This window comes from Shimia sp. (assembly GCF_041624275.1).
In the GTDB taxonomy this organism is placed as follows: Bacteria; Pseudomonadota; Alphaproteobacteria; order Rhodobacterales; family Rhodobacteraceae; genus Shimia.
This window is the reverse complement of sequence record NZ_JBFJVE010000076.1, coordinates 1-12,716: the sequence shown is the minus strand read 5'-3', so window position 1 is coordinate 12,716 and position 12,716 is coordinate 1. Positions and strand designations below refer to the sequence as shown.

Below are 12,716 nucleotides of genomic sequence, written 5' to 3'. Positions count from 1 at the left end.
CCGGGGCCATCGACCATCATGTTGGTCTGATAGCCGATCGGCGTCGCGAATGAGGCCGAGGCGGCCACCATCACCGCCACCACCAGCGGGCGTGGATCGATTCCCATCGCCGAGGCCAGCCCGATGGCGATCGGCGTGATCACCACCGCCACGGCATTGTTCGACACCAGCTCGGTCAGGATCGAGGTCAGAAGATACAGCGACCAGATCACCACGAAGGGCGACTGATCGCTGAGGAAGGGGGCCAGCCCCTGCACGATGATCTCGACCGCCCCCGAGCTTTCCAGCGCCGCGCCGACGCTCAGCATGGCGAAAATCAGCGCCAGCAGCCGCCCGTCGACGAAGCCGAAGGCCTCGTCGCTGTCGATGCAGCGGGTCAGAAAGATCGCCGCCATGGCAATGATCGCCAGCAGCAGCAGCGGCGCCACCCCGAGCGCGGCCAATACCACGACCGCGCCCAGCGCCAGCACCGCCACCGGCGCATGGCTGCGCCGATAGGCGCGGTCGGTGGGCTTGGAGACATCCAGAAGGTTCATCTCGGCCGCCAGGCGCTGGATATCCTCGGGCGCCCCCTCGAGCAGCAGCGTATCGCCGGCCTGCACCACCAGATCGTCGAGCTGGCGGCCGATGTTCCTGTCGCGGCGATGGGCGGCGATCGGATAGACGCCAAAGCGGCGGCGCAGCCGCATGTCGCCCAGCCGGCGGCCGACCATCTTGCAGTTGGGGGTGATCAGCGCCTCGACGGTGGTGGTCTCGACCGCCGAGACCTGATCGACCCGCTTCAGGCTCTTGTCGCGCTGCAGGCTCAGAAGCTCGGTCATCTTGGTGCGCAGCACCACCCGGTCGCCGACCTCGAACATCACCCCCTGCAAGTTGCGCCTCAGCGAGGCATCGCCGCGGATCACGTCGACCAGCCGCACGCCCTCGCGCTTGAACAGCTGCACCGAGGTCACCTCGCGGCCGATGAGGTTGGAATCCGGCGGAATCACCGCCTCGGTAAAGAATTTCTTGGCCGATTTGTCCGACAGGAGGTCGGCCATGCTGTCGCGGTCGGGCAGCAGGCGCGGGGCGATGAAACGCAGGTAGAGCGCCCCCCAGACGGCAAGGATCACCGCCAGCGGGGTGACTTCGAAGATCGAAAACGCCGCCAGGCCACGCGCCCGCGCCACCCCGTCGACCAGCAGGTTGGTCGAGGTTCCGATCAGCGTCAGGCAGCCGCCGAGAATCGCCGCATAGGACAGCGGAATCAACAGCTTGCTGGCCGAGATCCTGAGCTTGCGCCCCAGCTGGACAAAGACCGGGATCATCACCACCACCACCGGGGTGTTGTTGACGAAGGCCGAGGCGAACATGACGAAGGCCATCAGCGCCCCGATGGCGATCGCCGGGCTGCGGTCGGCCTGGGATTCGGCGAGCTGGGTGAACCAGTCAAGCGCCCCGGTGCGCACCAGCGCCCCCATGACGATGAACATGGCGACGATGGTCCAGGGCGCCGGGTTGGCCAGCACCTCCAGCGCCTGCTCATAGGGCAGAAGCCCCAGCGCCAGCAGCACCGAGGCGCCGGTGATCGCCACCACCTCGGCCGGATAGGCCTCGCGCATGAACAGGACGAACATGGCAACCACCACGCCCAGCGCGATCACGGCCTGCGCGGTCTGCGAAACATCGAAATATTGGAGCATGCAAGCCCGTCCCAGTTAGTCTGTGCAGGTATTCTTGCGCAATCACCGCCCCTCAGCAAGCTGATTGGCGCGGCGCGGCTGCACCAGTGCCATGCCAAGCGCGATCAGCGCCATCGCTGCCCAAATCCACAGCGAATAGCGCTCGCCCAGCAGCAGCATCGCCCATATGACCCCGGCCCCGGTGACCACATAGGCGACCTGCGCCGCAAAGACCGATCCCGCCCGGTCGACCAGCCAGACATAGCCGGTATAGACCAGCACATGGATCACCGAGGCGGCCACCAGCGCATATTCCGGCGCCGCCCAGTCGGTGCGCGGGTCGATGAACTGCCCCGAGGCCAGCGCCAGCGGCAGCGCCACCACCGCCCCCACCACCGAGGCGCCGAACAGCACCTGGCCGGGCCCCAGCCCCTGCATGCCCCAGCGCGCCACCAGGTTGCCCTCGAGCGCATAGCACAGCGGCGCCACCATCGCGACCGGGATCCAAAGCACCATCGCCGGATCCGGCAGGCTCTCGGGGGCGGCCAGAATCACCACCCCGGCCAGCCCCAGAAGCAGCCCGGCAAGCCGCCGCAGGCCGAAACGGTCGGTGCCCAGCAACAGGGCGATGGGAAAGGCGCAGATCGGCACCAGCGAGATCACCACCGACATCACCCCCGAGGGCAGGAAGGCCGCCGCGCGATAGGAAAAGGAATTGGGCAGCACCGTGCCGAGAAGCGCAATCAGGAGAAAGAACCACAGCCTGCGCCACGGCAGGGCGAGCGACCGGCCGGTCGCCAGCCGCAGAACCGCCAGCACCAGCGCCCCGATCACCAGCTGCCAGAAGATCAGCCCCAGCGGCAGGTAGCCGTCGCTGACGGCGATCTTGGTCAGCGGCTGGGTCAGCCCCCAGCCGGCGCCGAGCCCGAGAAGCACCGCCGGAAAGCGCAGCCCCGCCACGGCGCCGTCAGGCCGGTCCGGCCGGGCTCAGCCGCCCGCCCCGGCGCACCATCTCGATGCGCATGGCCTGGCCGCTGCGATCGTCGGTCTCGACATAGACCCCGGCCAGGGTCGCCTCGCCCAGTGCCGGGGTGAAACGGCTCTTGGGCATGCCGGTGACGAAACGGCGCATCGGCTCGGTCTTTTCCATGCCGATCACCGAATTGTAATCGCCGCACATGCCGGCATCGGACTGAAAAGCGGTGCCGCCCGGCAGGATCTGGGTATCGGCGGTGGGCACATGGGTATGGGTGCCGACCACGAGGCTGGCGCGCCCGTCGCAGAAATGCCCCATGCCCATCTTTTCCGAGGTCGCCTCGCAATGGATGTCGATGATCGAGGCCTGCACCATGCCGCCGCGCGGATGTTTGCGCAGGATCTGGTCGGCGGCCGAAAACGGATCGTCGAAGGGGCGTTTCATGAACACCTGCCCCAGCAGCTGCGCCACCAGCACCCGGCGTCCGCCGCGCGCCTCAAAAACCCGGTAGCCGCGCCCCGGCACATCGCCATGGGCATAGTTCTCGGGGCGGATGATGCGCGGCTCGGTCTGGATGAACTGCATCATGTCCTTCTGGTCGAAGGCATGATCCCCCAGCGTGATGCAATCGGCGCCGGCGTCCAGCAGCCCCTTGGCGTGATCGCCGCTGAGCCCCATGCCGTTGGAGGCATTCTCGCCGTTGACGACGACGAAATCGAGCCGCCATTCTTCGCGCAGCCGGGGCAGGTTTTCCTTGATGGCGGCACGCCCCGCGCGCCCCATGACATCACCGAGAAACAGTATTTTCATGACGAGATGGCGTATCGCCTTCGCGGCGCCCGGACAAGAGGCGATGCATTTTCTTTGAGTATTTGCGGCGAGATGAAGTCTTTGCGCCCCTGTTTCATCTTGCCAAAAATACTCGCGCCGCAGGCCAAGCGCTTTGGCAAAGCGCTTGATCAGAAACCGCGTACGCCGCTTTCGGTGACGATCATGTCCAGCGGCTGGTCGGTGGGCTCCAGCGGTAGATTCTCGGCCTCCTGGGCGTCGAAGGCAAAGCCGATCGCCAGCGTCGCCCGCTTGCCGCGCAGCCTCTCGAGGGTGCGGTCGTAAAAACCGCCACCATAGCCAAGGCGGCCGCCGCGGGCGTCGAAGGCCACCAGCGGCACGATCAGGATTTCCGGCTCGAAGAAGTCATCCACCAGCGGCACCGCGGCGCCGAAGGGCCCGTCGCGCAGGCGCGCCTCCGGCTCCCAGCGCGAGAATTTCAGCGCCTGCCCGGCACCCTGGATCACCGGCACCCCGACCGGGCCATGGGCGGCGGCCTCGGCCATGGCGGGCACCGGGTCGATCTCGGTGCGGATCGGCAGGAAACCCGACAGCGGCACGCCGCGATAGCCCGCCAGAACCGCGCTCAGATGCGCCGACTGCCCGGGCCCGGCGGCCTCGAAGGCCTGTTTGCGGCGGGCAAAGGCGGCCTTGCGCGCCGCCGCCTTGATTTCGCTCAGTTGCATCGCTTCCCCTCAGGCCAGCATCATCGAGGCGAGACCGAGAAAGGCGAAGAACCCCACCACATCGGTCACCGTGGTGACAAACGCGCCCGAGGCCAGCGCCGGGTCGACACCCATCTTGTCCAGTAGGACCGGCACCCCGGTTCCGGCTAGCCCGGCAACGACCAGATTGACGATCATTGCGGCAGCGATGATCACCCCGAGCCCGGAGGAGTCGAACCACAGGAAGCCGACCGCCCCCATGATGACGGCAAAGGCCAGCCCGTTGACCAGCCCGACCAGCACCTCGCGGCGGATCACCCGCCACAGGTTGGCGCCGGTGAGGTCGCGGGTGGCGATGGCGCGCACCGCCACGGTCAGCGACTGGGTGCCGGCATTGCCGCCCATCGAGGCGACGATCGGCATCAGCACCGCCAGCGCCACGAATCTCTCGATCGTGTCCTCGAAAAGCGCGATCACCACCGAGGCCAGGATCGCGGTCACCAGGTTGACCCCGAGCCAGGGAAAGCGCTGGCGCGCGGTTTCCGCCACCCGGTCGCTGAGCGAGCCTTCGCTGCTGACCCCGGCCAGGCGCAGGATGTCTTCTTCGTGTTCCTCGTCGAGCACCGCCATGGCGTCGTCGATGGTGATGACCCCGACCAGACGCTCGTTCTCGTCGACCACCGGCGCCGAGATCAGGTGATACTGGTTGAAGGCATAGGCGACGTCTTCTTCGTCCTGGGTCGCGGGGATGACCCGGAACATCTCTTCCATGATGTCGCGCAGCAGGGTCTCGCGGCGCGCGCCCATGATCCGTCCCAGCGTGACATTGCCAAGCGGGCGCATCTTGGGATCGACCAGAATCACGTGATAGAACTGCTCGGGCAGGTCCTCGGCGTTGCGCAGGTAGTCGATGCACTGGCCGACGTTCCAGTGCTCGGGCGCCCAGGCGGTCTCGCGCTGCATCAGGCGGCCGGCGGATTCCTCGGGATAGGCCAGCGCCTTTTGCACCGCCGCCCGGTCGGCATCTTCCAGATGCCCGAGAATCGCCTTTTTCTGCGGCTCGTCCAGATCCTCGACAAGGTCGACCACGTCATCGGATTCCAGCTCGCGCACCGCCTCGGCCAGCACGTCGGGGCGCAGGAGCTCGATCACCTCTTCGCGCAGGCTTTCGTCCAGTTCCGACAGGATCTCGCCGTCGAACTCGCGGTCATAGAGCCGGATCAGCTCGGTCCGGTCGTGGGTCGTCACCTGTTCCAGAAGGTCGGCGATATCGGCCGGGTGGAGGGGGTCCATCAGCGCCTTCAGCGCCGCGCCGTCGCGATCCTCGACCGCCTCGAGAATCAGCGCGATGGTGCGCCGGTCGAGCGTGTAGGCGACCTCTTCGGGATCGGCCTCGGGGGGGATCTGGTCATCGTGTTGGCTCATAACGCACCCTCCTGTCCTGGCTGGCCGGACCATAGGGGAAAGCCGGGGCGGAACTCAATCCCGAGGGGACGATTTACAGCGCAATTATCCTGACCTAGGTTGGAGCGCGTGCAAACAGGAGACGATCATGAGCAGGGCAACGCTACTGCTGGGGCGGACGCTGGGCTTTGTCGGCAACCCCTTCGGCGCCCCCGTCGACGAGGTCGCCGACTACCGCGAACGCGGCGGCGTGCTGATCCGCGACGGGCATATCGCGGCGGTGGACGAGGCGGATGCGCTGCGCGACGCCTATCCCGACGCCGAGATTCGCGACTATGGCGCCGGGCTGATCTGCGCCGGTTTCGTCGACGCCCATGTGCACTATCCGCAGACCGGGATCATCGCCTCGTGGGGCAAGCGGCTGATCGACTGGCTGAACAGCTATACCTTCCCCGAAGAGATGCGCTTTGGCGACCCCGGCTATGCCGCCGAATGCGCGCGGCTTTACTTCGACCTCACCCGGTCCCAGGGGGTGACGACGATGGTCAGCTACTGCACCATCCACCCGACCTCGGTCGAGGCCTTCTTCGCCGAGGCGCAGCGGCGCGGCCAGCGGGTGGTGGCGGGCAAGACCTGCATGGACCGCAACGCGCCCGAGGGGCTGCGCGACACGGCGCAGTCGGCCTATGACGACAGCAAGGCGCTGATCGAGAAATGGCACGGGCGCGGCCGGCTCGACTATGCGATCACGCCGCGCTTCTCGCCGACCTCGACCCCCGACCAGCTTGCGGCGCTGGGGGCGCTCTGGGCCGAGCACCCCGAATGCCTGATGCAGACCCATCTCAGCGAGCAGCTTGACGAAATCGACTGGGTGAAATCGCTGTTTCCGCAGGCCCGCGACTACCTCGAGACCTACGAGGCCTTCGGCCTGCTGGGCGAAAGGGGGCTATACGGCCATGCCATCCACCTCGAGGCGCGCGAAAGGGCCAGGCTGCGCGAGGTCGGCGCCGGCATCATCCACTGCCCGACCTCGAACAGTTTCATCGGCTCGGGCCTGTTCGACATGGGCGGGCTGATCGCCGAGGGGCAGCGGGTCGGGCTGGCCACGGACACCGGCGGCGGATCGAGCTTTTCGATGCTGCGCACCATGGCCGCCGCCTACGAGATCGCCCAGCTGCGCCACAACCCGCTGCATCCGGCGCAGCTGCTGTGGCTGGGCACCGCCGGATCGGCGGCGGCGCTGCACATGGAGTACCGGATCGGCAATCTTCTGCCCGGTCACGAGGCCGATATCGTGGTGCTCGACCTGGCCTCGACCCCGGCCATCGCCCAGCGCGCGGCGCGGGCCGACGACATCTGGGAGGCCCTGTTCCCGACCATCATGATGGGCGATGACCGCGCCATCCGCGACGTCTGGATCAACGGCGCCCGCACCGCCTGAGCCGGCGGCGCGGCGGCACCGGGCGGGATCAGCCCCGCCCGGCCCCTGATTTCCGACCGGATTATTCGGCCGCGGCTGCCGCGGCGGCGGCGATCTTGTCGCGCTTGCCGTCGCGATAAAGCGCCTTGGCCAGCGCCAGGCACATCAGCCCCATCACCATGGTGAAGGGCAAGGCACCGATGATCATCGCGCTTTTCAGCGCCTCCATCGGATCGCCATTGGCATTGCTGCGCCCGGCGATCAGCAGGGTGCCGATCACCGCGGTCAGGATCAGACCCCAGACGATGCGGTGCTTGATGCCGGTCTCCTGTTCGCCGCCGGACATGATCGTGTTCATCACCAGGATGCCGGAATCGGCCGAGGTGACGAGGAAGGTCATGATCAGCACCACGCACATGACGGTGATCGCCGACAGGAGGCCGCCCGAGATCATCTGCTCGAGGGTCACGAACAGCTTGGCGGTGTTCGAGGCGCCGATGATCGCGCCCTGGGCGCTGCCCGAAAGCTCGAGGTCGATCGCGGTGCCGCCGAGGATGGTCATCCATGCGAAACAGACCAGCGCCGGGGCAAAGACGCAGCCGACGATGAACTCACGCACCGTGCGCCCCCTGGAGATCCGCGCCAGGAACAGGCCGACAAAGGGCGAGAAGGCGATCCACCAGGCCCCGTAGAAGGTCGTCCAGCCGGCCTGCCAGCCGAACTGGCGCTGCGCTTCGCCGGCGGCATAGGCGGCCTGCAGCACGCTGTCGGACAGCGCCGCCGCCTCGCCTTCGAGCCCCGACTTGAAGCCGTCGAACGAGCCCCAGGCATTGGTCGCCCCGCCCTTCAGGGCCTCGGCGAAGGGGGCGGCCTCGGCCGGCAGCGCGGCGGCGAATTCGGCCGCGGATTGCGGCCCGTAGGCCCCGAAGCTGAGCCAGAAGAAGTTCAGCAGGTAATCCGCCAGCGCCGAGGCATAGGTGGTCATGGCAAACAGGAACGAGCCGAAGACCACGAAGGTCAGAAGCAGGATGATCGACAGCACCAGGTTGAGGTTCGACAGGTATTTCACCCCGCGCCCGACCCCCGACACCGCCGACAGGATCGACATGCCCATGATGACGAACAGCCCGGCGACCAGCCCCACGGTGCCCGGTGCCGGCGCTTCGCCGCTCATGTCCATCATCCATTCCATGCCGGTGATCGCATAGGCACCGTCGATGAACTGCGACACCCCGAAGCCGATGGTCACCGAGACGCCGAGGATGGTGGCGACGACGCCCAGCACGTCGACGACATGGCCGAGAATGCCGTTCATCAGGCGGCCGAACAGCGGCGTCAGCGCCGAGCGGATGGTCAGCGGCATCTCGCGGGTATAGGCGTAATAGGCCAGCGCCAGCCCGGTGGCGACATAGATCGCCCAGGCATGGAAGCCGTAATGCAGGAAAGTATAGCGATAGCCCGACTGCACCGCCGCCTCGCTGTTGGCGGCGACCTCGCCGGACAGCACCACCGGGTTCGACCCCCAGAGCCCCAGCGGCTCGGCGGTGGCAAAGACCATCAGCCCGACGCCGAGTCCGGCGCCGAACATCATCGAGAACCAGCTGAAATTGGAGAACTCCGGTCTTTCACCCGGGGTGCCCATCACCCGCTTGCCGGTCTGCGGCAGGATCGCGATCACCAGCAGGAAAAAGGCGAACAGGCCGACGATGACGATGTAGAAGGCGTTGAAATCCTCGAGCAGGCGCCAGTTGAGGCTGCCCAGCGTGCCCTGCGCATTGGCCGGCCAGATCAGCGCCCAGAGCACCAGCGCGATCATGATCCCCTTGCTCAAGAGCGCGATCTCGACACTATGGCCTTCGTAGAACCCGCCTCCGGCCTTGCGGATCTTCAAATCCGTGAACGGTGGTTTGGTTGACATGCACTTTCTCCCTTTTCACTTGTAATCTGCCATCCTTTGGCCAATTTCCGGCTTCTCTCGCGGTCGGAAACGGTGGGAATCGGACGCAATGCGACACCCGGGCGCTCGCGGGCGTGTCGAATCGGTGGCTCCGGGCTTGCGCGATGGCCCCGGCGCGGTGGCGCTATTGGGACTTTCCGCGCCGCGGCACAGCGCCTATAAGCGGTGGGGAACGACAGGAAAGGCTGAGCCATGCGTAAGGCAAGCGTCTCGCGGGTGACCGCGGAAACCGAAATCAGCGTCGAGATCAACCTCGACGGCACCGGGGTCTATGACAACCAGACCGGCGTCGGATTCTTCGATCACATGCTGGACCAGCTGTCGCGCCATTCGCTGATCGACATGACGGTGCGCGCCAAGGGCGATTACCACATCGACGACCACCACACGGTCGAGGATGTGGGCATCGCGCTGGGTCAGGCGCTGAGCCAGGCGCTGGGCGACAAGAAGGGCATCCGCCGCTACGCCAGTTGCCATCTGCCGATGGACGACACCCAGATCCGCGCCGCGCTCGACCTCTCGGCGCGCCCCTATCTGATCTGGAATGTCACGCTGCCGACCCCGAAGATCGGCACATTCGACACCGAGCTGGTGCGCGAATTCTTCCAGGGTTTCGCCACCCATGGCGGCATCACCCTGCATGTCGACCGGATCCACGGCTTCAACAGCCACCACATCGCCGAGGCGACCTTCAAGGCGGTGGCCCGTGCCCTGCGCGAGGCGGTCGAGACCGACCCGCGCAAGGCCGATGCCATCCCCTCGACCAAAGGGGCGCTGTAGGCCGGATGCTGACTGCAATCATTGATTACGAGAGCGGCAACCTGCACTCGGCCGAAAAGGCCTTTCAGCGCATGGCGCGCGAGGTCGACGGCGGCGAGGTCGTGGTGACCTCACAGGCCGACGTGGTGGCGCGCGCCGACCGGCTGGTGCTGCCCGGCGACGGCGCCTTTCCGGCCTGCGCGGCCGAGCTGCGCGGCCACAAGGGCATCTATGAGGCCATGGTCGAGGCGGTCGAACAGAAGGGCCGCCCCTTTCTCGGCATCTGCGTCGGCATGCAGCTGATGGCGACGACCGGCCACGAATATGAAGAAACCCCCGGTCTGGGCTGGGTCGCGGGCGATGTCAGGCGGATCACCCCGTCTGACCGGGCGCTGAAAGTGCCGCATATGGGCTGGAACGATCTGGTCATCGAACGCCCGCACCCGGTTCTCGAGGGGGTCGCGACCGGCGATCATACCTATTTCGTCCATTCCTACCAGTTCCACGTCGCCGAGCCCGGCGAGCGGATCGCCCATGTCGACTATGGCGGCGAGGTCACGGCGATCATCGGCCGCGACACCATGCTGGGGATGCAGTTCCACCCCGAGAAAAGCCAGCACGTCGGGCTGCGGATGATCGGCAATTTCCTGCGCTGGACCCCGTGACCGGCGCGCCCTGATGCCGCGCCAGCCGCTTTCTCTTGCCAAAAATATCCCCGCCGGAGGCTCCGGCCCCTTCCGCGCGCGCAGACGCGGCGGGCCCGGCCGTTACCGGCCCGTCGCAGTCTCAGGAAAGGGTCAGGCCCCGGTCAGGCTCAGTTGACCCGGGTCCAGTTCTGCGCCGAACACAAGAGCCCGCCGGCCACACAGCCCTTGAGCTTCAGCCGGTTGCCCTCAAGCTCCATCTTGCCGATATAGATCTTGTCGTTCGAGGGCCGCCAGACCTTGCCCTTGTAATAGCCGTCACCCTGCGGTTTCATGTTGCGCACCAGCGACTTGCCCAGATTGGGCGACTGGTATTCGCCGCCGGAATTGAAGGTGCGGGCGATGGTGCCGCAGATCGCCGCGCCGCAGGGCGCCATCTCGACATAGGCATAGGCCCCGTCATCCACCTCGGTCTTCCAGGTGCCCAGCACCGGATCGGCCAGCGCCGCGCCCGCCCCGGCCAGCATCAGCGCCGCCGCCAAGATCATCTTCTTCATCACCATTTCCTCCCAGAAAGCTGCTGACGCGAGTCTGCGGCAGCTGCGGGCACCGATCAACCCTGACTTGGGGTCACATTGCATTTCCGCAGCCCCCGTGCCACACCACGGCAAAACGCAGACTGCCCATAGGTATAACCATGATCCTCTACCCTGCCATCGACCTCAAAGACGGAAATGCCGTGCGCCTCGTGCATGGCGACATGGCCCAGGAGACCGTGTTCAACGAGAACCCCGCCGCGCAGGCGCTGGAGTTCGTCAAGGCGGGCTGCGAATGGCTGCATCTGGTGGATCTGAACGGCGCCTTTGCCGGCGCGCCGGTGAATGCCGCCCCGGTGGAAGAAATCCTCAAGCAGACCAAAGTGCCGGCCCAGCTGGGCGGCGGCATCCGCGACATGGCCACCATCGCGCGCTGGATCGACCGGGGGCTGGCGCGGGTGATCCTGGGCACCGTGGCGGTGGAAAACCCCGATCTGGTGCGCGAGGCGGCGCGGGAATTTCCCGGCAAGGTGGCGGTCGGCATCGACGCGCGCAATGGCCGGGTGGCGACCAAGGGCTGGGCCGAGGAAACCGACGTCATGGTCACCGATCTGGCGAAAAGCTTCGAAGACGCCGGCGTGGCGGCGATCATCTATACCGACATCAACCGTGACGGCGCCATGCAGGGCCCCAATGTCGAGGCCACGGCCGCATTGGCCAATGCGGTGTCGATCCCGGTGATCGCCTCGGGTGGGGTGTCGTCGATCGACGATCTGAAGGCGCTGAAGAATTGCGGCGCGGCGCTGAACGGCGCCATCTCGGGCCGGGCGCTCTATGACGGGGCGATCGACCTGAAAGAGGCGCTTGCGGTGCTCAAGGCCTGAGCGTGTCCGGCACCGTCAAGACGGAGCTTCCGAAAGGCGCCCTGTTGCACCACTATGTCCGGCCGGGCGACTTTCTTGACTGCTATGCCTGCGCGACACCGCTGCCTGTGGATGAGGTGGCGGCGCGGGCCATGGCCTTCCCGTTCTGGGCCCGGGCGCTGCTCAGGCTGCGCAACATCCTTGTGGCGCCTCTGGGGCTGAGCGGCGCTGTTCCAAGCGGTGCCAAGATCGGCCCCTTCCCGATCGATGCGCGCAACGACAGGGAGATCATCCTTGGCTTTGACGACAGCCACCTGAATTTCCGCATTTCGGTGCTGGCAGACGGAACCCATGCCTATTTCGCCACCTGGGTGCATACCAATAATCGTTTGGGGCGACTCTACCTGACAGCGATCATGCCGTTTCACGTTTTGATCGTGCGCAGTGCGGTGCGGCAGGTCTGGCACCCGGACCGAGCCCGCGCATGAGCTGGTCCCTGCCCGGCCTGTTCCTGATCTCCTTTTCCGCCGCCACATTGCTGCCCGGAGGCTCGGAGGCGGCGCTTTTGCTGCTCGCTAATGAGGGCACTTATGGTCTGGCGCTGCTACTTGCTGTGGCCAGTTTGGGCAATATCCTCGGCTCGCTGGTCAACTACGCGCTCGGCCGCTACGCGCTGCGCTTTCAGGACCGGCGCTGGTTCCCGGTCAAACCACGCCAGCTGGAAAGGGCCCAGGCCTGGTTCGCCCGTTGGGGGCAGTATTCGGTGCTCGGCGCCTGGCTGCCCCTTGTCGGCGATCCCATCACCGTGGCGGCCGGGGTGATGCGCATGCACTGGGGGCGCTTCCTGCTCTTGGTGAGCCTCTCCAAGAGCCTGCGCTATGCGGCGCTATTGGGCCTGTTCAACGGCCTTGTCTGAGCACTGGAAATCCCGGCCCCGACGCTCTATGAAAGCCGGGCAACCAGAGGCGAGCCATGCTGAAAACCCGTATCATCCCCTGTCTTG

General features: G+C 66.4%; 13 protein-coding genes. 6 read left to right on the top strand and 7 right to left on the bottom strand.

The features are described 5' to 3' along the window. From ABZD10_RS07840 to mgtE, 5 genes are all read right to left on the bottom strand, one after another. Positions 1–1,682 (bottom strand): SLC13 family permease (locus tag ABZD10_RS07840; protein WP_372885632.1); only part of this gene is annotated, 1,682 nt, incomplete at its 3' end. A 42-nt stretch (positions 1,683–1,724) separates the two neighbouring features. Further along, complete coding sequence (locus tag ABZD10_RS07835) at positions 1,725–2,621, bottom strand: DMT family transporter (protein WP_372885630.1); 897 nt, start codon at positions 2,619–2,621, stop codon at positions 1,725–1,727. A 7-nt stretch (positions 2,622–2,628) separates the two neighbouring features. Then, positions 2,629–3,447 (bottom strand): TIGR00282 family metallophosphoesterase, encoded by an 819-nt coding sequence (locus tag ABZD10_RS07830; protein ID WP_372885629.1) that lies wholly within the window; start codon positions 3,445–3,447, stop codon positions 2,629–2,631. A 149-nt stretch (positions 3,448–3,596) separates the two neighbouring features. Continuing rightward, on the bottom strand, positions 3,597–4,151 hold the full coding sequence (locus ABZD10_RS07825; protein ID WP_372885628.1) for a 5-formyltetrahydrofolate cyclo-ligase: 555 nt from the start codon (positions 4,149–4,151) through the stop codon (positions 3,597–3,599). Between the two features lie 9 nt (positions 4,152–4,160). Then, positions 4,161–5,555, bottom strand: coding sequence for a magnesium transporter (gene mgtE / locus ABZD10_RS07820; RefSeq protein WP_372885627.1), 1,395 nt, complete (start codon positions 5,553–5,555; stop codon positions 4,161–4,163). A 127-nt stretch (positions 5,556–5,682) separates the two neighbouring features. Between mgtE and guaD the strand changes: the two genes are divergently transcribed. Then, the gene (guaD, locus tag ABZD10_RS07815; protein WP_372885625.1) at positions 5,683–6,975 is read left to right on the top strand and encodes a guanine deaminase; all 1,293 of its coding nucleotides are present in this window, start codon (positions 5,683–5,685) and stop codon (positions 6,973–6,975) included. Between the two features lie 61 nt (positions 6,976–7,036). Here the strand turns inward: guaD and ABZD10_RS07810 are convergent, their stop codons facing one another. Continuing rightward, positions 7,037–8,872, bottom strand: a complete 1,836-nt coding sequence (locus ABZD10_RS07810; RefSeq protein WP_372885624.1) for a BCCT family transporter — start codon at positions 8,870–8,872, stop codon at positions 7,037–7,039. A gap of 231 nt (positions 8,873–9,103) precedes the next feature. Here ABZD10_RS07810 and hisB point away from each other — a divergent pair, with 231 nt between their 5' ends. After that, the gene (gene hisB, locus ABZD10_RS07805; RefSeq protein WP_372885623.1) at positions 9,104–9,691 is read left to right on the top strand and encodes an imidazoleglycerol-phosphate dehydratase HisB; all 588 of its coding nucleotides are present in this window, start codon (positions 9,104–9,106) and stop codon (positions 9,689–9,691) included. 5 nt (positions 9,692–9,696) lie between these two features. Then, positions 9,697–10,335 carry an imidazole glycerol phosphate synthase subunit HisH gene (gene hisH, locus ABZD10_RS07800; protein ID WP_372885622.1) on the top strand — a complete coding sequence of 213 codons (639 nt, stop codon included), beginning with the start codon at positions 9,697–9,699 and terminating at the stop codon, positions 10,333–10,335. Positions 10,336–10,484: 149 nt separating this feature from the next. Here hisH and ABZD10_RS07795 read toward each other — a convergent pair whose 3' ends face one another. Beyond that, positions 10,485–10,871: a DUF2147 domain-containing protein gene (locus tag ABZD10_RS07795; protein WP_372885621.1), complete on the bottom strand. Its 387-nt coding sequence runs from the start codon at positions 10,869–10,871 to the stop codon at positions 10,485–10,487. 140 nt (positions 10,872–11,011) lie between these two features. Here ABZD10_RS07795 and hisA point away from each other — a divergent pair, with 140 nt between their 5' ends. Genes hisA through ABZD10_RS07780 form a run of 3 tightly spaced genes read left to right on the top strand, consistent with a single transcriptional unit; the run spans position 11,012 to position 12,629 of the window. Next, positions 11,012–11,734 (top strand): 1-(5-phosphoribosyl)-5-[(5-phosphoribosylamino)methylideneamino]imidazole-4-carboxamide isomerase, encoded by a 723-nt coding sequence (gene hisA, locus ABZD10_RS07790; protein WP_372885620.1) that lies wholly within the window; start codon positions 11,012–11,014, stop codon positions 11,732–11,734. Positions 11,735–11,736: 2 nt separating this feature from the next. Next, positions 11,737–12,201 carry a DUF2867 domain-containing protein gene (locus ABZD10_RS07785; protein ID WP_372885618.1) on the top strand — a complete coding sequence of 155 codons (465 nt, stop codon included), beginning with the start codon at positions 11,737–11,739 and terminating at the stop codon, positions 12,199–12,201. After that, on the top strand, positions 12,198–12,629 hold the full coding sequence (locus ABZD10_RS07780; RefSeq protein ID WP_372885616.1) for a YqaA family protein: 432 nt from the start codon (positions 12,198–12,200) through the stop codon (positions 12,627–12,629). Before ABZD10_RS07785 ends, ABZD10_RS07780 begins: the two co-directional genes overlap by 4 nt. Positions 12,630–12,716 lie beyond the last annotated feature (87 nt).